This window comes from Pedobacter sp. FW305-3-2-15-E-R2A2 (assembly GCF_038446955.1).
Lineage (GTDB): Bacteria > Bacteroidota > Bacteroidia > Sphingobacteriales > Sphingobacteriaceae > Pedobacter.
In genome coordinates this window covers 1,732,776-1,756,039 of the sequence record NZ_CP151803.1, presented here as the reverse complement: position 1 = coordinate 1,756,039, position 23,264 = coordinate 1,732,776, and the positions used below count along the sequence as shown (strand labels likewise).

The following is a 23,264-nucleotide window of genomic DNA, read 5'->3' as shown; positions in this document are numbered from 1 at the left end:
CTCCAAATAATTTACCTGGCCGCTGATTTACAGTGGCCAGGTTGATCTTACCTAAGCTTAAGATTGTAACCTAATTGTATATAGATCGGAATCGTGGGTGATGTTTTAAAGTCCTGTGCAATAGTTTTTCCTCCTTTTAAATACACATCGCTATGATTGAAGGAATAACCAACCTGCATCCCACATTGGACATTCCCACCTGTTGAAGGCTCATACCAGCCATCTTTCACTTCAGGAAAATTGCTTTTGTAGGCATCTTTATGTTTAAAATGCGTCACAATGGCCTTGTCAAAACCAAACTCGCCGTTTACATACCATTTAGGTCCATAATAACCAATGATCACATTGGCCGTCGCTCCGAAGTTTGAAAGCCTGACCAGGGTATTTGCATATCGCCTGAAAACACCGTTAACATTTACGCTAACTGCGATATTACTAACTTCAAGCAATTTCACATGCGCTCCGATTTTAGTTTTAAAATCATCAAAAAATCGATTCCCTGATGGTATTGAAAACTCAGCATTGAATATTACCGGCAGTTTTGATTTGAGCTGATAGCCATAGCCGATGCCATAAATCACACCATAATCTATCCCTACATTTAGGTTTAGCAAGTGTCGGTCTTCTTCTTTTAATCCTGCCCAGTTTATACTTTGTGCATGGCAATAACTACAAACGGTGCACAACAACACCGTTATCATGATGATAATCTTATGTTTCATTTGAATATTTTCTTTGAGGGGCTTATTTTAAAGCGTTGAAATAGTTAAGAATTGTTGGGAGGGTATTGTTCCAGCCGGTTGAAAAAGAAAGCATATCATGCCCCGCAGCTTTGGTCTCAAACAGCTGAACATTTGGAAAGGCAGCGGATACTTTTTCTGCATGGGCTAAACCATAAGCTTTGTTTCGCTCGCTATAGATAAACAAGATCTTTGTTGTAAACCGGTTTAAATGGGTAGTCCAATCGGAATTTTCTTTTTTAATGAGGTCAAAGTAGACGTCCTGCAACACAAAACCGGAACGCCAGAAAGGCAAAAGTCCCTCATTGCCTACATTCTCATTCTCGTCGCCAGTTGAGGCCAGTAATTTATACTTGTAGTCTAAAATGGCATGTTCATCTTCTTTACCCGTCAGAAACTGATCCATATAGGTTGCATTGTTTAAGGCTTCGCCCGTAATGTCCATCTTCCGGGAGCGCTTTACATAGTCGTCAACATCCTTCCATTTTAAGCCCCCAGGTTCTGCCAATACGGCTCCATCTACGGCATTGGGATATTGGTTGATATAGGCGCCGGCCAGCATCGCACCCCAGGAGTGTCCCAATAAGAAAATTTTCTGTGCTGCTGATTTCCGGTAATGTGCAATTACGCCATTCAAGTCATCAAAAGAGGTTTGGATCCCTGTGTAATACGAACGGGGAAACCTTTGCGACAAACCGGTTCCACGCTGGTCATAAAACACCACAAAATATCCGTTGTCGGCCAGTTCCCTGCAATTGAGCAGGTATCGGTAATCTGATGCGGGTCCGCCATGTAAAATGAAAATAATCGGGTCGCCGGGATTGCCAAAAGTTTCCGCATGTAATTTTGCCCCATTGATCACAATGGAAGGAAGACTGGAATTCTGGTCTACTGTTTTTGGAACCAAGTTCCCGGGTGCATCAATTCTCATTTCCTTTTTACAGGAAAAGACAAAAACGGAGAGGAGAAAGATGGAATAAAATAAGCTGTTTCGATACATTTTTTGAGTTTTATAATGCTGCAAAAATGACCTAAACATCATGTCCCATCGTCCCAAAGGGTAAGTTGGTACTTATTTCAACTGTATTTTTTGTTCCTTTAAATAAGCGGTTGGGGTCTGCCCTGTTGTATTTTTAAAATTCCTGTTAAATGAAGTCTTAGAATTAAAGCCCACTTCAAAAGCCAAAGACAACAAGGTGAACCTGCTGTTTTCCGGTAAGGCAACGATTTCTAAAAATTCGGCGATCCGCTGTTCATTGATATAATCGAAAAAGTTTTTGTTTTCAAGGGAGTTAATTACCTGCGACAAAGTATTGGGATTAACATTTAGTCTTTGTGCCAATTCATTTAAGCTCAGTTCCGGATCCTTATACAACTTCTCCTGCTGCATTAAAGCCAGGAGATCCTGATGAATTTTTAACAATAAGGTTTCATCGGCAGTAGATCTTTGGTACTTGACTTTTTCTATGGCTTTCTCAGTTGCCTTTTCCTCTACACTCCCGGCAATCGTCTGACTGCTGGTGTTATTATTTGTAAAAATCCCAACTTGCTTTACGCCAAAATACCCGATAAACAGGATAAAAAGATCAATTATGGTAAAGGTAGAGATGTCATTGCCAAAAAACACAGATATCCAGGTTAGCCCGATTCCCAGTATTAAGTACCTTAACCAGTTTAGGTTTATCCTTTCCAGATCAGAAAACTGATCAGAAATATAGGCGGAGTATTTTTTCAGCAAAGACAAGGAGAAAATAACATATACCACTCCAGATAATAAGGTCAGCAGGTATATACACCTCAGGATATTTTCAAAACCAGCACCCGCTTCTATGTACACCTCAATCTTCTTGTCAAAAGAAAAAAGAAAGAATTTAAATAAGAGGCCAATTGCCATCACAAATGGCAAAAAATGAATGGCCCAATGTACCCTTCTTTTATTTTGGCTGGTTAAAGATCTGATGTATAGATACAAAAATGGCCCGTGGACTAGTGGCAGAGGAATTTCAAAGCCAAGAAAGTAAGGAAATTTAAGGTATTGACCGGTAATGTGAATGTAGAATACAGACAGATGAAAACCAATAAAGAACAGCCAGACGGCAAGAATTACATCAGCCTGTGATTTTCCCTTTTTTGTAAAAAGGATAATGGAAAGAAAAAGAGAAATGATGATTCCAATTAAATGCAGCATAATGTGGTATGGTTTATTTTGATCAGCGCTGCATTTTTCCTTAACATGGATCAGATGTACTACCTGTAAAGCTCCTGGTCTGCGAAACTACAAAAAGTACGGATGCCAGGTTAACAAATGTCATTAAAAATGTTCATTTCGATTCCATCACTCCCTCGATATTAAAAAAAACAGGGTCTAATGGAAAAAACGATCCAGAGATTTTTCATTAATTATTTTGCTTTGGCCAATATTGATAATTTACAGGCCAAAGCAATTAAAAAAATCCGGACGCTACTGAGGATTTATACTGATTTCCTCTACCCTCTTCCTGCCGAAAGTGAGAAAGCTTAACAGAGATAAAATCCAAACACCAATACCGCCATATAACAATATCCAGTCAAAGCCTTGCACAAGTGCCACGTGTACCGCAGTTCCGGAGGGATCTAAAACAGACAGTTGTGGAAAATCGCGCTGAAGTGTATCAAAGCTTCCAGAGGCTACTTTTTCGGCCAAAGCCCGCAATGGCAATCCATGGAGAGCATCCTGTGCAAATGCAATTTTCAAATGAGACAAAATTCCTTCTACCAGAATAAAACCCATAAGCGCAATATTAACGGCCAATGTAATTAACCTCGCACTCATATCTATTCCGGAAGCCATTCCCGCCCGATTGCTGGAAACAGAGCCCGTAGTGGTATTGGTTACAGGTGTATTGGTTAAGCCCAATCCAATACCAGCCAACAGGGAACCTGGGAGCATTGTGAGCCAGCTGGGCTGATCAGCAAGACTTCCATACCTCATCACAATAAATCCCAGGCCTATCGTAAACAACCCAAAGGGAATGACAATGCCCGGGCGATAACGAACAGAAAGACGCTCGGCTAAAGGAGGCATCACCAAGGTAGGAAGTGTATAGGCCAACAAAGAAAGTCCGACAGTCATCACATCGTAACCCAAACAACCCTGAAAATAAATAGGCAGGTAAATGATGAATGGCCAAAAGCTAAAATTCATGCCTATAGAACCAAAAATGGCCCCCGAAAAATTACGGATCTTAAATACCGAAAAGTCGAACATAGGGTGCTCATTGTTTTTTTCAACCCATACAAAAATGATAAAGCTTATCGCGGTAGCAATGAGGATACAGATCGCAATGGGGCTGCTAAAACCAATATCACCTCCCTGAGTGATAAAATAGGTTAAGCCAAAAACGGATAAGGATAAAGTAACCATTCCTAAAATATCCAGCTTTTTTGCCTGTGGATCTTTAGATTCGACCACATTGCCATAAACAAGAACTGAAGCAAGAACAGCGATTGGTGTATGTATCAGGAACACCCATTTCCAGGATAGTAAACCCACAATCCCGCTTCCTATAATCGGCCCGAAACCCAGGCCCAGTCCGAGGATAATGCCCCAAATACCAAAGGCCTGACTGCGCTCTTTTCCTTCCTGAAATTGGTGCGAAAGCGCTGATATTTGGCAAATCAACATCGCACCTCCACTTATTCCCTGAAAAAAACGGCTTACAATCAATACAGATGTATTTTCCGCCAAACCACAAACCAAGGAAGCAATGCCAAACAAAATCAGGGTAATCAGGAGTATTCGCTTGCGGCCATACTTATCAGCCAGTGTTCCTGCCGCCATTAGCACCGTTGTACAGCCAATCGTATAAATATTCATGATCCATTGCATATCTTTAAGGTTGGCGCCTAATACCTTTTCAAGGGTGGGGAGTATGACCGGGACACTGGAAATTTCTAATGAAAACATTAGTGTAGCCATACAAATAGCGATCAGAGCAATGTTGTTCTTACTCAAGTAATTTTGATTCTTCATTTTTACATTTATCATATGTGACAAAAATAAACTGAATATTATCAAAAAGTCAGTACATTTCAATGATAAAGAGGTACTATTATCATATAAAAAAGGAGAATGATGCAATGTTATCTTTCGATTTCTCTTAACAAGACCTCCCATATCCGGGTTCTTGATGGCTCCTGAAAGATCCCGAAATGCCCTATGCTCTTCCTATCAAAATCGCCGGGATTTAAATGAATCCTTGTAACCGCTGCCCCGCTATATTGTCCCGTTAACCAATCCACATTTTGTATAGGCGCAAAGGTATCGTCGTCTATACTGATGGAGGTTAATGGTGCAGTTATCCTGTTAAAATACAAATCGGCTTCCGGAGTACTTCCAAAAAGGTAATTCGGATCCATACACCATTTGCACCATTGCCTGGCCACATGCTTAGGCAGGTTCTCCATACCCATTAATTTCTTCGAAGGCATATATCCAAAAGTATAGACCAGTGCAGGAAAGAGAATATTCCAGTTGGCCCACATCCTATACCTTCTGAAACCGGTCCAGAATTTCCAGTATCCCGTTTGAGCGGCCACAAGAATAATCTTACTGGCATCAACAGCAGATTTTGAAAGACCAATAAGTTGTCCGCCAATGCTATGACCCATAATATTGATTTTTGACCCCGGATAATGTTCTTTTACATATTGAAGCATGGCCTCCAGGTCTATCTTCCCCCAATCAGATGCCTGGTTGTTATTGTCTTTGATGGCCCCTGTTAAAGAATGTCCAATTCCGGAATAGTCGAACGTAATTACTGTTATTCCAGTCGCAGCAACATATTCAGAAAATCTCTTGTAATAAGATTGTTTTACACCCGTGGCGGAGGAGATCAGCAAAATTGTCCGACTTCCTTTCGCCTCGAAAACAGTTGCAGTAATAAAATATCCTTTTTCCGTTTTAATTTGCTCCATGTTCCTAGCTGCAATGACACCTTATGTGATAAAGTTATAAGAATTAATTAAGTGCTTTCTATAATAGAATAAACTTTTAGGAGATGAACAGGTCTATGAAATGGTGTTTCTATAAATTGAACTAGACCGAAATTCAAAACCTCAGTCTTTTTTTCATCGCACAGGGTGAATGATGACCTCTTACTTTCGCGGTAGGCTATGCGGTTAAGAAAAATGAGGATCAGTTTTTATTTACAATGACAGACACACAGACGATACCAGCAAATGACCTCAATCTAACAGCAGCTCCATTTTTTAAGTTTAAAGGACTAGGTAAAGCGGACAGTAATGGAAAAACGGAATACAATAAACAGTTTGTAGCTTATGGAGACCTTGATGAGATTAAAATCAGCGCAGTAGATATGTATCATATCAGAAAATTTGACAACACACCGCTCTATTGATCAATTCGACAGATCTGAACTAACGACCAACAGGCAGACGATGTCTGACCTGTTGGTCGTTAGTTCTATCCTTCTATCGGAGTTTTTCTGGAAGCATTAAATGGAATCCAGGCACTCAACAATATAATCGTTGCTATTCCCGCAACCATCCCTGTCCCTTTCGCCGTAAACGCGCAAAGCACATATAACATCAGTGCAATAAAACCCAATGAAAATGAGATCACCTGTAAGCCAAACTTGTTTTGTCTTTTGATTTCAGCTGCTTCTTCTTCATCCACTACGATGACCTTTGCATTTCGTACCCCTTTACGCAGCTGTAATTGCTCGTATTCTGAACTGATTAAACCTTTTGAACGCGCATACAGTTCATAGGCCAATAACAATACAAAAGGAAGCAATACCCCCAGCAACATTTCATTTGCGCGGCTCAGCTTCTCCTCTGCCACAAGTGGCAATACGATCTTAAATACCAGGTTCACCGTTAAACTGATCATGGTAATCCAAATCGTCGCTTTACCAGTAATCCTTTTCGAAAATAATGCCCAGATCGGCGGCGCAAGCAAAGGGCCACCCGTGATTGCGCCAACACTCAGTGTAAACTCCACAATACCTCCGATATAAGGCACAATCAGCGCAATCAAAATCATCCCGAAACCAAAACACCAGGACGAGGCACGCGCCACCTTCATGAGCTTTTCATCAGATGCTCCCGGATTGATCGTTCCTTTATAAACATCATTGGTAAACACCGCAGACACGACATTCAAAGCCGTATTTGCGGAGGCTGAAGTCGAAAAATACATTCCCGTCAGAATCAAGCCCATCAATCCTGCCGGAAGCACCTGCTTACAAACCATTAAATAAGCGTTTTCTGTTTCCAGACCAGTTAAGCCAGGATTAATCGTTTGATAGATCATCGGTGGAAGCATCCATAAAACCGGACTTACAATGTACAATCCAGCAAAAAGGAAGGCTACTTTAGAAGCAGATTTTGGCGTATCCACACTTGTGTAACGTTGTACAAAAGTCCAGTTTCCACCAATATAAAAGATGTGGTAAAGGGCAAAGGCAGCAATAAAACCCCAGGTATACTCCCCATTAACGACATTAAAAAAGTTATCCGGAACCCTTGATACAAAGGAATGGATCCCTCCTGCTTCTGTAAAAGCCAATGGAATAATGAGCAGCACTGCAGTAGTTAAAATTGCAAACTGTAAAATATCCGTCACCATTACTGCCCATAAACCACCTACTGCGGTGTAAGCAATCATAAAGATCCCCAAGACCAGCGTAACCGGGATCAGCGGGAATTCCAATGAGGAACCTACCAGTTTAGATACAGAATACAATACGGAACCTTTAATGAATAGCGACACCAACATAAAAATATAGATAAAGCTCTTTTGAACATGTTCTCCAAGCCTTTCCTTAATAAATTCCGCAGCGGTCAGGCTCCCTGTTGCCTTCCATTTTGGGGCGATGTATAATCCGGTAACCAATCCTCCGATACACATCGTCCATTGAATGGTCACTGCTACCCAGCCGTATTTATAAGCAATTGATCCCCAGGCTACAAAAGTACCCGCAGAGAAGAAACTCATAAACAGCGATAAGCCTCCTATAAACCAGGGTACAGCCTCACCACCTGCAAAAAAAGACTTAAGATTTCGTCCTGTACGTGAAAACAGTAATCCTATAATCATAATGAATACTGAAAATACAACGATAACTGTGGTGTCTATTACTGAGTTCATATTTTTCTATTTATAAATCCTTAACCGTTTTTGCGGCAACACTTCTTAAATATGCAGCAAATCCTGCAGGAACTTCCTTTGGCTGATATTTTACTTTTTCCGGCGACTCCTTAAATAAAACCGCATACCAGATTAAAGAGCCCAGGTATCGTCCTGCTTCATTGGCATGATTAGGGTCAAATACCAGTACATTGTCTTTCCAGTAATAACCCATGTTTATGGAGTTGGTCTGGATGGGAAGATTTGGAAAGACCGGATGATCGTAGTCAAAATTCATATCTTTTGTAAAGCGGTATTCGCTCCCCGTAGCCACTGCGTTAAAAGCATCTCCCACAGGGATAAGACTCACATTCAATTGCTTCGCTACCGCATGGTAAGCAGCCCTTGATTTCTGCCACATTTCTTCCTGAGTTTTCGCTGGCTGTTCAGGAGCAACGCGACCGAACTTCTTTGCATCCGAGCGATATGCCCATCCCTGGTGTAAAAGAATCTTTGCATTGGGTTGCAATGATTTAATGTAATTATAAAGCTTTTGAGCATAAGGGCTGTAACTGTCCACATCTGCCGACAAATAAGAAAACTGCTGCATCGTTACCACATCCCAGGTTCCGGCAGATAAAAGCATCCGCAATGATTTTCCATTGTAGGGCTTGCCCTTAGGATCTTCAGGATTGGCCTCTGCAGCTTCCGCGTATTCCCAATGCTGCTGTAAAGAGTGGCCGCCAAGCTCAGCCCGGCCAACCACCAGTTGCTGATTATTTTCCTTGACCAAATTCGGTAAATAGGCCGTCGCATTTTGCGAAAAACTGTTGCCGATGATAAACAATCGTAAGGCTTTTTCAGCAACCTGTCCGAATGAAACCTGGCTGATCAACAGCAAGGAGAGCAATAAGGCTTTTTTTAGGTATTTCATTTTTTGTGTATTATATTTTAATCATTAATATTTTCAATGTCCGGGTCTAAGTATCCATCTGATCTTCCGGTGTTATTTTTTATCAACCTCAAAGACAACATTTACCTGTTGAACCTCAGTACTTCCCTCCTTCTTTAATTTTAAGCTGATCGAGGCTGGTTTAGCCGGATCAATCCCAGGAAAAGACCATTCAAAGGGATAGCCAACACACTTTACAACAGTAGCAGAATCTTCGTTCAACACCATCTCCGCCGCCGCTCCTGCCAGCGGTGGTGTGCTCAGGTAAGCATAGATAGAATCCCAGCCAAAGGGCGAGCGGATCCTGAAAGCGTGGAGCTTGCCCCATGGCGCACCAATGTTGATCTCCTGCATCCCATTTTTAACCGGTAACAAAACTGTCTCTGCGACAGGCTGCTGAAGCGGGAAGGAATAGGCCGTTAACCCTTTGCCCGCAATAACAGATTTCATTGTCTTTCCGGAAAGCACCATCTCTTTTGGTTTAGCCGTTATTCCCTCGTAAAATTTAATCCCTGTATTTTTAACTGCGAGCTGATCCGGATCCAGTCCGATTTCAACCTGCTGCTCCTGCTGAGCTTCATTTAACAGCACCAGCCAAAAACGATCATCCGAAATCCCTGTAATATAATTAATCGCGGGATTGCCGATATGAACAAGGCCTTTCTTTAGCCAAAGTTTTACACGGCTATCGTCAAAAACAGTTCCCTTGCCGGCCCCATAAATCCGGTTGTTAAACCAAACAAAGCCCTCTTGTTTCCCCCATGGGAAAGTGATCTTTCCTTTAGACCTCTGGATCGCTTCAGTAACCAGAAAATCAAGGGTAAAAGCAAGGTGTGGAGAGATGTGGTGGTAATAAATGGAATTGATATCCGGTCCTTTGTACGGGTAATTTGCCTGGTAAGTCAGGTCGGTAAAACCTGTTGCATAATACCCCGGATAATTAGAGAAACGACCAATGATGGAATTCCTCGCATAGATTTCAAAAATATCCTTGTTGCTTTCCGCAGAAAGGCGCAGTAAATGTGGCGCCCAGGTCGACATGAAGATATGGCGTACATTTTTATTGGGAAGAAAGAAGGTCACAGGTTGTTCGAGCCCCAGTCCTACCGGGGAGATCAGCGATTGAGGAACTTCTTTTTCTGTGACATCTCCGTCTATTCGTGGAAATCCTAAACGGAATTTCTTTCCGTCTTTCCACCATAAATTCGTATTGCCCTCGTAGCGCCCTCCTTCATGAATCCGCTGTTTTTGATTTTGAACAAGCGGATAGGAACGGATCCCCGCGATGGTAAAAAACGAAGCATATTTAGCTGCATCTAAAAAGACTTTGTCTTTATTGATTTCATACAGGTCCATCAAATCCCACCAATAGGGATAAAATGAGGTATTGTAAAATGGCTGTGCCGTTAAGACTTCTGTCTTTTGCCCATAAACTTCTTTTTGTAAAAATTCCCTGGCATGTAAAACTGCTTTATCCAGCCATTGTTTATCCTTTGTGAGTCGGTAGGCCGCCAATTCCTGTGTCCATGCCGGAAGGTTTACGCTATAGCCCGACAGCTTTCTGGGTTGCTGATCCGGCATTCCTACCTGAACCAGCCATGGGTTCTTTTCCTCCAACAACTGGTTTAACGCATCAAAATAGGCCGTATTAAACTGTACATTTTTATAAGGGTCTAATACCAATGAAGCCTCTTTGAGGTTATATGGCGCACCAACCGCCTTAGCCCATCTAAATGCACTTCTTGATAAAGTATATTCTATGGTAGGCAAAGCACGGCTTAGGTAAAGCTCTTCATCCCGGCCCATTATCGCTGCAGAGATCAGGGCCAGTGGGGCCGACTGAGCCACCGTTGGCGCAATCTTCGGATCGGCTTCTATATCGTAAAAGCCTTTCAATTGTGCATTCCATCCTGAAGCGTCGTCATTTTTGACCAGATCAATCATGTTAAATGCAGCATTGGTTAAGGAGCTGGAGTCCTGAGCACGATAGTCCTTTACCTCGTAAATAGAATTGGAGATGTATTCCAATGCCCCATTCCAGTTTTCAGCTACCGCTCCCAGGTTAAATGTTCTTTTTAAGGACTGACCTGCACGCAGTTTTGAATCTTCCAACCCCAGAACAGGTGCAAATGCAACAGGCTGAATCTGATTAAACGCATTCTTAAGGGAGAAACCAATCCGGGAGGTATTGTCCTTACCCCAGTCTAATGGAAAATCAGTTAAAGAACCCGTTACAAAGAAGCTCAGTGGCTTGTCCCGGCCAAGCTCCACGATGGCCAGAGGTTGGGGAGTCATCGCTCCCGGAATCAGGATCGGGTCTGTTGGCAAACGTTTATAATTAAACATCGGTGGAAGCTGTACCTGCTGCACCTCCTGCTCAGAAACATCCTGAAAGGCAGCAACTACAAAGCTGTAAAAGCCTTCTTCTTTGGCTGAATATTCCAAACTCAGCTCGTAATGCGATGCTCCGGGTTTAAGTGTCCAGATTCCTTTAACCTCTTCGCCTTTATCCGTCAGATAAGTTACCCAAAGCACTTCTGGAGACACCTGTTTCACCGCTGAAGGCTGACAAGCAGAAAGTTCGCCAGCCAGAAAAGGATTCTTCGCCCCGTTCTGATCCATAGGCTTATAGGTTTTACCTTTAACCACAAACTCCGTTAAACTTGCCGTATTCTTCCAGGAGGCAAAGTAAGCCCCAAATTCTATTTTAGCTTTTTTAGTACTCAACAGGAAGACCCGGTTTTCTTCTACCTGCGCTTTTAAAGTCGCCCATCCTTTATCCTGAAAGATGGCTGTAGTCGCCACTAGCTGACGTTTCCCCGTCTTATCGTTTATCACCTCTTCGAAACTCAGCTTTAGCTGAGCATTAGAAAGTGTACCAAGTAGTTTTTCCTTCTTCGCAAAAGAAGCCGCTTCGGCTATATTTAACACTGCGGGAGTTTCCTTCACCCGGGTTGGTTTTATGGCATAAGCTGTAAGGGATAAGCCTTCCTTACCCGGATTAAAAGCCTCATCGGTGCTCAACACTATCGCATCACAACGCACAAAATTCCCACTGGTATTTTTTAAGCTCAACACATTTTCACCAGTATCAAGATCAATACGACCTACCTTTTCCCATGCATATCCTTCAGAAAGATGTCTGCCGGACTCCAGACTCATCTCCTGCTCATTTACCGACAACAGGTACTTTCGCGTTCCCGGTTGATTCTCTGCATAGCCTCTGGATCTGGTCCAGACAAAAAAGCTGCCTTTCGTTTTTAGGGAGATCACCGTCATGGCATCCGGAACCGGATCTTTAGATGCCGCTGCAAATAAAGCCCCTTTACCAGAAACATTTGTTCCGGCTTCCTTACTAAAGACCCAACCCGCAGGAAACTGGAAATCTTCTGCTTCTATAAAATAAGTATTTTGTGCCTGTCCATACACTTTACCGGAGGTAAAAACACAGCAGGAAAACACCACATACCTAAAATAACAGGCGTAGCTCAGCTTGTTTATCTTCTTTATTGTCTTTTTCAATAGCATACTTCTATTACTTTTAAGCCAAAAGGGGCTAATTCAATATTCAGAGAATTGGAATTGCTGCTTAATACCGTTCGCTTGCCAGCTGTATCGATAACAGCAAGTTCTTTTGACAATGTCCCGGAAAAGCCCGGAATTTTCTCCGGATTAAGCAAAACCTCCGTCTTCAGGGGCTGCTCACTATTGTTCATCAGTACCACAAAACACTTTCGTTGATCCGCATTAAATGCCGTCACATATTCTACATAAGGACTTTCGACCTTCAGCAAGCCCTCCCTTAAAATTAAGGACGCGGTTGTGCCATACACTTTACCCGGAGCAAAACCATAAGTTTGATGCGGACCTACTTTAGGGGTAATGAAACCTCGCGGAAAGGAGATCTGTCCCTGCGAGCGAAGGTCTGCTTCTGAAAGCAAATAATCCATGATCCAGCCAATCTGCCACCAGGCATGATGCGGAAATGGACCTGCTCCCTTATCCATTGCATCCCAATAATAAGAAGCCACGCCTGTTTTTTGATCCACAAAAGCATCCCTGCCCCATGCCGCAGCTCTGGACATCGTTAGAAACAAAGAATCTTTGGTAATTGAAAACATCCGGAGAAACATCCCTGCATGACTCGCCAATAGAATTGGCCCATGGTGATTGGCAGATCCAAGGATCCCTCCATGCTCAAAACTTAATCCCGCCTGACTGATTTCCCAGTCTGCTCTTTTAACTCCATTTACCTGTTTTTGCGCCAGGGAAGGAATGGGATGCGTATAAACAGATGCCGTATAAATTTTAGCCGCAGCAATGGCCGCGTCTTGATATTTACTTTCTTTAACCACATCGTAAAGATCCAGTAAAGCCTGTACGCTCTGTGCCGTTGCAAAATCGGGTGCAAACCTCGTATCCCCACAAACACCGATAAAAGATCCTTTATTGATGGCCTGTTCGATATACCAGTCGGCCCCTTTTTTGGCCGCTGCTAAGTATTTTTGATCTCCTAATAATTTATAGGCAATGAATAAGCCGTAGAAGGTAGGCCTCAGGTCTAAAACATCCTTAAACATTGCTTCATTGGTCTTATTGTCGTAGGCAACTTCCCAGCTTCCATCCGGTTTCATCCAGGACAATAGTTTCTCAGCGGCCAGCTTTAATTCCTCACGCAGACCAGCATCCTCCGGATTAAACAACAACATGTTTCCAATGTCCATCATCAGGTAATAAGTACTTCCGATAGGTTCTGTATAAGGCCCCCACTCTTCCGTAAATTTCCCGCTGTTTTGCAAAAAGTATTGTCCTTCCGAAGCACCATAGAAAAAACCTTTGGCCGAATGCTGTTGCGCCAGTTTAAAGTTTCTCGCATAAGGAAGGCGGCTATTGATCAGTTTCTGATTGCCCGTTAACCTCGCAAGCATCCACATCGCTCCATAGTCTGAATTTTTGATCGCATCTTTTTGGGAGCCATACACGCCACCCAGGTATTTCTGCGCACCGATTTCCAGGTTTTTATAGGGCGACAACTGCCACATAGAAAGGCTGTCGTCCACTACATAGTTTGCCATTCTCCATACCCGGTTGGTCAAAGAAGAAGCTGTTTTCTTCAAGGCCAGCACCTCTTTAAACCGATATACGTCATTCGCCGCATGTTTCATGACCGCAAACCAATCCTCCGCGCGGATGGTATACCTGAAAGAAAAGCTAACCGAATCATTTTTCTCCAGATAAGATTTCTTTTCTCCCAGTACCGGGTGATATACCGTTGGCATCATATTGCCCTTTCTGTTCAGCACAGATAGCCCAATATTCCAGTTCCCCTGAGTTTTGGCATCAAATGCCCAGGGATCCCGTCCTGTTCCAGGCTCCGGAATTACCGCCAGGGTGATGTTTTGGCTGTTTTGCACCAAGGGCGATAATGTGGAAGCCGTACGCTCCCTTACCATCACCGGCACATCCGGGATTCCCTGCCCATAGGCATAGGCATTGATAAAATTAGCATTTAACTGATTCCCCTGAAAAACGCCCGGAACAGTAGCCCATTTAAAATTACTTTTATCAAAAAGAGCCAGCTCCGGCGAAGCAATGGAATAATAACCAGCCTTTTTCGCTTTCAATTTTATCGTCACTTTCAAGTCGTTCGGGTGCTGTGCATCAAAGGCCCAGGCAGCGTTTAGGGAAAACAGCTCATGTTCCTTCTGAAAGATCAGCTGGTCCCTGATTTCCTTTTTCCTGTCCGGATAAAAATCAATCGCTTTCCCCGCCTGATTTAGCTGAACAGCAGAAATCGCTTGCTTCCAGATCGGTATAATATAGCGGTAAATAGATTCCGGAAAATCAAGCCCCTTCGTTGTTGGTTTTACTTCCTTCAGGGATAGCGTATCCGCAGCATACAGGACAGAAAACTCCCCTGAGGTTTTTGCAGATAACTCCATCCATGATCCTTTGTTAAGGACCGATATTTTATTCAGGTGATACCCTTTTGCAGAATTTACCCATTCGAGATTCAACTGACCATTAGCAAGCGAAGGTCCTTGGGACTGCGCAAAAACGGAAAATGGAAAAAGGCATATCAGCCATCTTAATTTACCAGCCATTATTTTGTTTGATCAGCTTGTTTACAGTTAATTCAGTCGTAGGAATGGGAAAAAACACATCTCTTTCTGTCGTATTTTTACCGGCATTCGCTGCGTATTTATAGTTGGAAGGTGCTGTAGCCGTAATGCTCGTCCCTAAGTCGTTCATTGTTTTCACGTAGATGTCCCAACGGATCAGGTCATGCTTACGAATTCCTTCAAAACACAATTCTCTTGCACGTTCATCCTGAAGGGTCGCTAAAAACTGAGTTTTACTTAATCCTGCCGGGATATCACAAATGGCATTTGCAGTCCCCAGAGGTTTATTAAATGCCCTTCTTCTTACCTGATTGATCGCATCGTAAGCTGCCGGTGTAGGGCCACCATTGACTTCGTTTTCCGCTTCTGCCTTCATCAACAAGACATCTGAATATCGGATCACAGGAAAATTAGTCGAGGTAAAGCTCCTTGCTTTAGACCCGGTTTCATACTCTCTTCTCCATTTGCCGGGATTCCTGTCGTAGATCTGCTTGTCTGTAAAATTTGTCTTTACCGTATTGCCACCTGAGGCAACAAACCGGTAAGGCGCTATGCTCCAGTTTCTCCTTGCCGTATCTGCAGTACCAAAAAGTTCATACAATTTAGCCGTGATCTTCATCGCTCCTCCCGAAAAGCCAATTGCCTCACTTGGACACTCGATCCCATTTTCTACGCCCATGGATCCTGCAAGGTCTACTGTTCCTACTTTATTGCCATACATTCCAATTTCCCAGATACATTCTTTCTTTTCATTGATGTCCTGGGTATGGTTGATGAAGATCTGTTTATAATTCAGATTAAGCGCATGTTTGTTTGAGGAGATCACTTTGTCTGCATATGCTAAAGCATCTTTATAACGGTCCACGTCTTTTAACGGTGCTCCTGCCATTTTCAGAAAAACTCTTGCCAATATCGCCTGCACACCCGTTTTGGAGATCCGTTCGTTATAAGAGAAATAATCAATATCGTTCACCAGCTTTTCTGCCTGTTGCATGTCATTTACAATCGAAGCATAGACTTCCGCTAAAGGAGCGCGGGGAAGGTATGGATCATTAGGTGATTTGGTAGAAGTCAGTTTTAAGGGAACAGGACCAAAAAGATCTGCAAGGAGGTAATAATAATAGCCCCGTAAGAATAAGGTCTCCCCTTTGATGGCATCCCGTTGCTTTTGATCCATGCTCACCTGATCCACCTGTTCCAACAGCAAATTTGCCCGGTTCACTCCCTCGTACAATACTTCCCAAAGCCGTCCAATATCCAAATGACTTGCATCCATCGCCATTACGCGGATATTGTTAATTGAAATGCCTTTAAAAAACGCTTCATCACTCACTACAAAATAGCTGTATAATCCACGGCCATACATCCGTCCATTAGGATCAATTAATCTATTGTATACTCCATTAAGGCCATTTCTCAGGTCTTCTTCGGTGTTATAATAAGTATCTGGTGTTACGAAATCAGGATCTTTATTTAACAGTTTGGAGCAGGAAAGCATCATGATGCTCATCAGCAGTATTAATATTTTCGTTTTCATATCTCTATAATTTTTTTAGTGATAGATCTTATTTAAAAATTAGCATTCAATCCGATCGTGATCGACCGCGGTCTTGGATATGGCGACCAGTCGAATCCCGGAGTAAGGGCAGAATGTCTCGTCGACACCTCCGGATCCAGACCAGAATATTTGGTCCAGGTGAGGAGATTTTGAGCCGAGACAGAAAACCTCAGACTTCTCATTTTTAAGGATTTCATCACCGATACCGGTAAATTATAACCAAGAGATACCGTCTTTAACCTTAAAAAAGAGCCATCTTCGATCGTACGTGAAGAATAATAGGCCGGGCCTTGTCCGCCTAATCTGTATAAATCATTGGTTTGATTTTCAGGGGTCCATCTATTTGCAAAAGAAGCAAACATGTTCAGCAGGTTTCTTTGGGTCGGATCTCCTCCTTCAAACTCAATGCGATTGGCATTTAAAACATCATTGCCATAGCTCCATTGCAGGAAAATGTTCAGGTCAAAATTACCGTAGCTGAAGTTGTTGCTAAAACCGCCGATATGAACAGGATTTGGATCCCCGATCACACTGCGGTCCGAATCATCGATCTGACCATCACCATTCATATCCCTAAACTTGATATCGCCGGGAAGGATGTTCGCACGTGGATTCCCATTGTTTGGTACATTAGGTTTCAATACATAAGAACCATTTGGCTGAACATCAAAATCACTATACTGATAAACACCATCGAACTTCATCCCATAAAACTGGGCAATAGGTTTTCCCGGAACAGCGATGTAAGGGAAGGCATTGTTGAAATTCCCCCAGGTTACTCTCGAAAGCAGGTTTGGTTCGTCGTCATTGAGTGCAAGCACCTTGTTCCTGTTAAAGGCAATGTTGAAACTGGAATTCCAGGAGAACTTCTCCCCTTTAATATTATTCGTGGTAATGCTCAGCTCAATACCACTGTTGGAAACCTTCCCTACATTTTTAAATGCGGTTAAGAAACCCATGCTTGGTGGCAAGGTGGCATTCAGCAAAAGGTCATGTGTTTTTTTATGGTAATAATCGGCGGTGAAGGCGATCCGGCTATTAAAGAAACTCAGGTCAATCCCGACATTAGACTGCACGGTAGTTTCCCATTTCAACTTTGTATTTCCAAGGTTCACCGGCACGATTCCTTTTCCCGGAACATTTCCTGTAGGATATCCGGAAGAAGGCAACATTTTCAAAGCAGTAAGGGATGCATAGTCGTCCACCCGGTTATTCCCGGTATGTCCGTATCCTACCCTCAGTTTTCCATCAGCTAAAAAGCCCAGTTTCTTCATGAACGGCTCATCGGTAAAGCGCCAGGCAAATGCTCCTGAAGGGAAATATGCCCATCTGTTTGCTGTCGGAAATCTGGAAGACCCATCAGAGCGGAAGGATACCGTGATTAAATATTTCGATTTATAATTGTAATCGATCCTTCCCAGGTAGGAAAGCAAACCGTTCTTCAGATCTGAAGTTGGCGCCACTGTAATCTGCCCTTCGCCTATTCCATTCATTCCCAGCGACTCGTTAGGGATTAGAATCGAAGAGAAGCCATTCGAATACTCCCTGACATCCTGCATCGTTAAACCGGCCAGCACCTTTAAGGAATGTCCTCCCTTAAATTTGGTCTGGTAAGTCAGTGTGTTTTCGTTCAAAAGGTTGGTGATCTCGGTATTGTTAACCGAGCCATTTACTTTGTTATTGTTGTTTGGGTTTCCAAGACGGGAGGAGGAATTATTGAAAATATCCCGTCTGATGTTTGCTTTGTTTAGTCCCCCTGTAATTCTCAGCGACAGGTTCTTCAAGATCTTGTAATCCAGATAAGAATTGATCACGAATGTATTGTTAAAAACTGGTTTATACTCGTTCTGCGCTGCCAGGAGTGGATTAATCCGGTAATCTGCAGTTGCATTTAAATCCGGATCATAAAGCTCATCGATGATATTGGCGTCGAAATCAATATTTCCGGTTACCGGACGAAAGCCCCAGGCGCTGTACATCAAACTGGCAGTCGGACTGGTTTGTGACTCAGCCACCACTGTTCCAAATTTCTTTGAAGCCACATAGTTCAGGTTTACGCCTACTTTCAGTTTTTTATTGATCTCCTGATCCAGCACAATACGTCCCTGATAACGGCGAAAACCACTGTTTACAATGATCCCCGGTTGTTCTAACAATGATCCGGAGATGGCATACCTTGTTTGTTCGGTCCCTCCGCGTAAGGAAAGGCTATGGTTCTGCACATAGGCATTGCGAAAAATCTGATCCTGCCAGTTGACCCCTTTCCTGTCTCTGTAACTTTCCAGCGTTTGTCCATTTTTAAGGTAAATATCCCCGGACAATTCCGGATTTAATTCCAACTGATATTTAACAAACTCGTAAGGACTCAATACCGCTTGTTGTTTAAGGATAGAATTGATGCCTGTCCAGCCATCATAGCTGATTTGCGGCGTGCCGACTTTTCCTTTTTTGGTCGTAATCAAGACAACTCCGTTTGCACCACGGGCCCCGTAGATGGCCGTAGCCGAAGCGTCTTTCAATACTTCAATCGATTCAATTTCTTCACTGTTGATGCTGTTGGCCGTGGATGTCTCCGTAGGAAAACCATCAATGACGTATAAAGGTGCATTGTCCTGTGTAACAGAATTGGCTCCCCTAACTACGATATTGAGTTCATTTCCCGGTTGTCCATCGGTAGAAGAAACCTGTACCCCGGCAATCCTACCCGCCAAAGCTTCGGTAAAAGTACCCACAGGTGCTTTGTTCATGTCTTTCATATTTGCTGAACCCACCGAACCGGTCAGGTCCCGCTTCGTGGTGGTGCCGTAGCCAATTACAATCACTTCATTCAATCCCTTGGGATCCTCATTTAGCGTTACATTGTAGGTACTTCCTTCCGCCAGGCTGACTTCCTTTGCCACAAAGCCGACATAGGAGAATACTAAAATTCCTTTCCCACCGGGAACGCCAATTTTATAGCTCCCATTATTATCGGAAGAAACAACCGTTGTTTTTCCTTTTAACTGGATGCTAACACCAATAAGGGGCTTTCCTTCCTGATCGGATACGATTCCGGTAATCAATTTGACAGGTAAAGCTGACTGTCCGTAGAGCAATTGCAGGGACATACAGAGCACTATTGATAACAATAGCCTTGTTCCAAAAATCGGGTAAATTTTTCTCATGCACTTAGTTTATATTTGGTTATTTGGTTCAGGATCATTAGATCCGGGGTTTTATCTTCCCCGGACCCTGTGGCGGTTTATGCCGAAAATAGCAAAACAAGGTTACCTAAAGGATAACAAATGCTTTACGTAGGTCGGTAAAAACCTAATTATAGCATCGTATTGCAAATAATGCAGCTGGTATCTCCGCCGATGGATGTTCAAATTGCAAAGTCAATTCATCGGTTAACACGGTCTCTTTCAGTTCAATAATATTGATGGATTGGTAATTGTCTTTTTTAACAAAGAGCTGATTTCCGTTCCCATCTGTGATGGTATAATTTCTAATACAAAAAGGCATTGTTCTTTCCGGATGGGTCATCAGGACCGATTCCATGGGATGATCGTAATCGGTATCAAAACAAAGTTCTATCCTGCTGATGCTGGTTTGCTCCGCCCACTTTAAAGAGAGCTTAGGTTTTTGATCACTGATTGAAGACACCCAGGCATTCGGTTCATTGACAGGTCTGCCGATTCCATTTTTTAGTTGCTCAACTGTAAATGGATTCAATGGCGGATCTATTTTCAAGGCGATGTTATGACCTTCAGGTCTGCGTTGCGGGCACCAGAATTCAAACTCGTCCACGCCAATATCTTCTGTTGGCTTTTGACTGCCAAAATTGGAGACTGCTTTATTTACGGAGTTGAAAACGGATAACACACCAGTGATGCGGGTATTGGAAAAGCCGAGTTTAACTGCAGGATTTTTCCGGAAGCACAGGTATACGTAGGCGTTTTCGTTCAGCTTACAGCCGAAGCTGGTGCTCAATACCTGCGTGCCGGTTTTTACCGGAATTTGCTGAATTTCTAATAATTCATCCGGACTAAAGTTCCCGGATTTAGCACTGATTCTAAGTTCCACTTGTAAGGTGGTTTCTTCCGATGATTCCAACGTAAAAGTAAAAGAGGGAATTGTGCCAGCTTGTAAAGGAATCATTTGTCCGGCGGAGATGTCGAGGTTTTTCATGAAATCAAAAGGGATTTCTTGGAGCTGCATTTCAGTGGAAGCGGTAATATTTGCCGATTGAACCAGGTCTGCGGAATCTGTTAATGTCAGCCCTGGAATGTGCTGACCGCTCTTCATCAGTTCCAGTTGCAAGGATTTCATGATTCCTTGCTCGTTAAGTTCTTTGGGTTGCAGTTTGTTTTTCTTTGCAATGAAGGCTGCCATACCAACGGCTTGGCCCAGGTATGCTCCTGTGGCCATTACCCTCGAAGAGGCAAAAGCGACATGACTAGCGCTAATGATCCTGCCGGTAAGGAAGAGATTTTTGATGTTTCTACTGTACAGGCATCTGTATGGAATCTGATAAATGCCTTTACTATGCCATTGGTTACATCCTGGTTTATTGCTAAAAATCCCATCTGCCGGATGCAGGTCAATAGACCAGCCACCATAGCCGATGGCATCTTCATGCAGATGCTGCGAAACAATATCCTGCTGATTGAGCATGTAATCGCCTTCAAACCTCCGGCTTTCTCTTTTCCCAGGGATGCTTCCCACCCATTCCAAAGTCATGGTTTCAGCTTCTGGAAATTCACCAGAGTTTTTAATGTAATTCCAGACGCCGTATACCACTTTCCAAAGCTCTTGCTTGATGTTTTCACTTTCATGAACGGTATCCATGCGACCGCCATATTCCAGCCACCAAAGTTTACATCCAAACTCTTTGGCGTTAAAACTTTTGAACCTTGGGATCTTGGTGATGTCTTGTAATGCAAAAGAAGGGGCAATATATTTGACAGGTTTACCAGTGTCTTTACTATAGAAATAAATGCTATGTCCCAGCAGTTCTCCGTATTCCTGATCAGGCGCAAACTTCTCTCCAAATTCGTCTTTATTCTCTGCGCCCATTCTAAATGCAGCTCCGGCTAAAAAGCCTAAAATGCCATCGCCTGAAGCATCACAAAACAGATTGGCGGTTAAGATGTATTCCGTTGAATTCTGACTGCAGAAACATTTTACAGAGGAGATTTCATCGGCATCAGACTTTTCCAGATCATAGACCGCTGTATTTAACAGCAGCTTAATGTTGGGTTCCTGATATATTTTATCGAGTAATACGGTGTCAAAAATTACGGGATTGCCTTCCGGATTGCGCTGCATGTTTTCGAGCAGGATTTCATCGACCATCCCTCCTTCTCTTGCCCAGCGGTTGTTGTTTCCCATATGGGATGTTGCACCCAGGATCCACAACCTCACTTCACTTGAGGAGTTGCCGCCTAAAACCGGCCGGTCCTGTACAAGAACTACTTTGAGTCCTTTTCGTGCAGCGGTGATGGCACAGCATACACCGGATAAACCTCCTCCTACAACAACCAGGTCATAGCCGGCAGATTCTGATTTAACAGCTCTTTTCTTTTGAGATTCTTCCCTTATCATTTAGAAATATATTTGGTATTGGATTCAAATGTATCCGGTACCTGATAATTACGTATTGAAAATCAGGGGAAAATAAATTGGGAGCGTTCCCAATTTTAGGGACCGCTCCCATGAAACAGATTTTATGATATATTTGATTTGTATGAAAAATCATCAGATCACCATATTCGACCTGGCAAGGGAGCTGAACATCTCTAAATCAACGGTATCGAGGGTATTGACGGGTCATCCGAACGTACATCCGGATACCAGGAAACGGGTATTGGACCTGGCGGAGAAACTAGATTACCAGCGCAATATGATTGCGATACAATTGGCTACGCAACAAAGCAGGACGATTGGAATTATTATTCCCGAGATTTTGAGTTCGTACTTTCCTTATGTGATTGCAGCGATTCAGGAAGAGGCGCGGAATGAAGGATATAATGTGATTATTAGTCAATCTAATGAGTCGTATGAGACGGAGGTAACGAATGCGAAGGTGATGCTGGATAATCGCGTGGATGGGGTTATTGTGTCTATTACTAAAGAAACACTAAACTTCGATCATTTGAAGGTGTTTCAGAAAAAAGGAATCCCAATTGTGTTCTTTAACAGGGTGTGTAATGAGATGGTGGTACCAAAGGTTATTGTGGACGATTATGAAGGGGCATTTGGAGCGGTAGAACATTTGATCTTGTCGGGCAGAAAGCGGATTGCACATTTATCTGGTCCGTCATCATTGGCCATTAGCGTAAAAAGATTGAACGGTTACCTGGCTGCGTTAAAGAAACACAATATCCCGGCAGATCCGGAGCTGATCATATCCTATGATTTTAGCAAGGAGAAAATAGCCATTTATGTGAATCATTTGATTAATCTGGACAATCCACCTGATGCGATCTTTGCGATCAATGATCCGACTGCAATTGATACGATTCAGATTATTAAAAAAAATGGTTTAAGAGTTCCGGAGGACATTGCCGTGGTTGGTTTTAGCGACGATTATGTTTCTGCACTGATTGAGCCACCATTGACCACAGTTGCGCAACCAGTTAGAGAGATTGGAATCACTGCAGCGCAGTTGTTGTTTGATCAGATCAAGAAGGATTCCTCACAATGGAAGACACCTGTTAAGGTGCTTAAAACGAAGTTGATTATTAGAAAATCATCTTAAACCGATTATTCACTATCT

Annotated in this window: 14 protein-coding genes; 2 read left to right on the top strand and 12 right to left on the bottom strand. The window is 42.9% G+C overall.

The genetic code is table 11. The features are described 5' to 3' along the window. Positions 1-47: 47 nt before the first annotated feature. From AAFF35_RS07285 to AAFF35_RS07265, 5 genes are all read right to left on the bottom strand, one after another. Positions 48-722 carry a hypothetical protein gene (locus tag AAFF35_RS07285; protein WP_342331758.1) on the bottom strand — a complete coding sequence of 225 codons (675 nt, stop codon included), beginning with the start codon at positions 720-722 and terminating at the stop codon, positions 48-50. A 22-nt stretch (positions 723-744) separates the two neighbouring features. Next, a complete protein-coding gene (locus tag AAFF35_RS07280) occupies positions 745-1,740 on the bottom strand; it encodes an alpha/beta hydrolase (protein WP_342331757.1) in 996 nt (331 codons plus the stop codon). Positions 1,741-1,812: 72 nt separating this feature from the next. Then, complete coding sequence (locus AAFF35_RS07275; protein ID WP_342331756.1) at positions 1,813-2,928, bottom strand: helix-turn-helix domain-containing protein; 1,116 nt, start codon at positions 2,926-2,928, stop codon at positions 1,813-1,815. Between the two features lie 273 nt (positions 2,929-3,201). Next, positions 3,202-4,752: an MFS transporter gene (locus tag AAFF35_RS07270; protein WP_342331755.1), complete on the bottom strand. Its 1,551-nt coding sequence runs from the start codon at positions 4,750-4,752 to the stop codon at positions 3,202-3,204. A gap of 110 nt (positions 4,753-4,862) precedes the next feature. Further along, positions 4,863-5,696 carry an alpha/beta fold hydrolase gene (locus AAFF35_RS07265; protein ID WP_342331754.1) on the bottom strand — a complete coding sequence of 278 codons (834 nt, stop codon included), beginning with the start codon at positions 5,694-5,696 and terminating at the stop codon, positions 4,863-4,865. Between the two features lie 236 nt (positions 5,697-5,932). Between AAFF35_RS07265 and AAFF35_RS07260 the strand changes: the two genes are divergently transcribed. Beyond that, on the top strand, positions 5,933-6,139 hold the full coding sequence (locus AAFF35_RS07260) for a hypothetical protein (RefSeq protein ID WP_342331753.1): 207 nt from the start codon (positions 5,933-5,935) through the stop codon (positions 6,137-6,139). A 65-nt stretch (positions 6,140-6,204) separates the two neighbouring features. Here AAFF35_RS07260 and AAFF35_RS07255 read toward each other — a convergent pair whose 3' ends face one another. The 7 genes from AAFF35_RS07255 to AAFF35_RS07225 all read right to left on the bottom strand — a co-directional run bounded on the left by AAFF35_RS07255 (position 6,205) and on the right by AAFF35_RS07225 (position 22,090). Further along, positions 6,205-7,893, bottom strand: coding sequence for a sodium:solute symporter family protein (locus AAFF35_RS07255; RefSeq protein WP_342331752.1), 1,689 nt, complete (start codon positions 7,891-7,893; stop codon positions 6,205-6,207). 10 nt (positions 7,894-7,903) lie between these two features. Next, a complete protein-coding gene (locus tag AAFF35_RS07250; RefSeq protein ID WP_342331751.1) occupies positions 7,904-8,806 on the bottom strand; it encodes a DUF4886 domain-containing protein in 903 nt (300 codons plus the stop codon). A 72-nt stretch (positions 8,807-8,878) separates the two neighbouring features. After that, a complete protein-coding gene (locus AAFF35_RS07245; protein ID WP_342331750.1) occupies positions 8,879-12,346 on the bottom strand; it encodes a hypothetical protein in 3,468 nt (1,155 codons plus the stop codon). Continuing rightward, positions 12,343-14,928, bottom strand: coding sequence for a glycerophosphoryl diester phosphodiesterase (locus tag AAFF35_RS07240; protein ID WP_342331749.1), 2,586 nt, complete (start codon positions 14,926-14,928; stop codon positions 12,343-12,345). The genes AAFF35_RS07245 and AAFF35_RS07240 overlap by 4 nt, the downstream gene beginning before the upstream one ends. Beyond that, positions 14,918-16,483, bottom strand: coding sequence for a RagB/SusD family nutrient uptake outer membrane protein (locus tag AAFF35_RS07235; RefSeq protein ID WP_342331748.1), 1,566 nt, complete (start codon positions 16,481-16,483; stop codon positions 14,918-14,920). The genes AAFF35_RS07240 and AAFF35_RS07235 overlap by 11 nt, the downstream gene beginning before the upstream one ends. Before the next feature lie 32 nt (positions 16,484-16,515). Further along, positions 16,516-19,668 (bottom strand): TonB-dependent receptor, encoded by a 3,153-nt coding sequence (locus AAFF35_RS07230; protein ID WP_342331747.1) that lies wholly within the window; start codon positions 19,666-19,668, stop codon positions 16,516-16,518. A gap of 145 nt (positions 19,669-19,813) precedes the next feature. After that, positions 19,814-22,090 (bottom strand): FAD-dependent oxidoreductase, encoded by a 2,277-nt coding sequence (locus AAFF35_RS07225; RefSeq protein WP_342331746.1) that lies wholly within the window; start codon positions 22,088-22,090, stop codon positions 19,814-19,816. 142 nt (positions 22,091-22,232) lie between these two features. Here AAFF35_RS07225 and AAFF35_RS07220 point away from each other — a divergent pair, with 142 nt between their 5' ends. Continuing rightward, on the top strand, positions 22,233-23,246 hold the full coding sequence (locus AAFF35_RS07220) for a LacI family DNA-binding transcriptional regulator (RefSeq protein WP_342331745.1): 1,014 nt from the start codon (positions 22,233-22,235) through the stop codon (positions 23,244-23,246). Positions 23,247-23,264: the final 18 nt, after the last annotated feature.

Bases quoted from the DNA above. Each gene is read 5' to 3' on its own strand.
- AAFF35_RS07285 (WP_342331758.1), bottom strand. From the start codon at position 722: ATGAAACATAAGATTATCATCATGATAACGGTGTTGTTGTGCACCGTT.
- AAFF35_RS07280 (WP_342331757.1), bottom strand. From the start codon at position 1,740: ATGTATCGAAACAGCTTATTTTATTCCATCTTTCTCCTCTCCGTTTTT.
- AAFF35_RS07275 (WP_342331756.1), bottom strand. From the start codon at position 2,928: ATGCTGCATTTAATTGGAATCATCATTTCTCTTTTTCTTTCCATTATC.
- AAFF35_RS07270 (WP_342331755.1), bottom strand. From the start codon at position 4,752: ATGAAGAATCAAAATTACTTGAGTAAGAACAACATTGCTCTGATCGCT.
- AAFF35_RS07265 (WP_342331754.1), bottom strand. From the start codon at position 5,696: ATGGAGCAAATTAAAACGGAAAAAGGATATTTTATTACTGCAACTGTT.
- AAFF35_RS07260 (WP_342331753.1), top strand. From the start codon at position 5,933: ATGACAGACACACAGACGATACCAGCAAATGACCTCAATCTAACAGCA.
- AAFF35_RS07255 (WP_342331752.1), bottom strand. From the start codon at position 7,893: ATGAACTCAGTAATAGACACCACAGTTATCGTTGTATTTTCAGTATTC.
- AAFF35_RS07250 (WP_342331751.1), bottom strand. From the start codon at position 8,806: ATGAAATACCTAAAAAAAGCCTTATTGCTCTCCTTGCTGTTGATCAGC.
- AAFF35_RS07240 (WP_342331749.1), bottom strand. From the start codon at position 14,928: ATGGCTGGTAAATTAAGATGGCTGATATGCCTTTTTCCATTTTCCGTT.
- AAFF35_RS07235 (WP_342331748.1), bottom strand. From the start codon at position 16,483: ATGAAAACGAAAATATTAATACTGCTGATGAGCATCATGATGCTTTCC.
- AAFF35_RS07230 (WP_342331747.1), bottom strand. From the start codon at position 19,668: ATGAGAAAAATTTACCCGATTTTTGGAACAAGGCTATTGTTATCAATA.
- AAFF35_RS07225 (WP_342331746.1), bottom strand. From the start codon at position 22,090: ATGATAAGGGAAGAATCTCAAAAGAAAAGAGCTGTTAAATCAGAATCT.
- AAFF35_RS07220 (WP_342331745.1), top strand. From the start codon at position 22,233: ATGAAAAATCATCAGATCACCATATTCGACCTGGCAAGGGAGCTGAAC.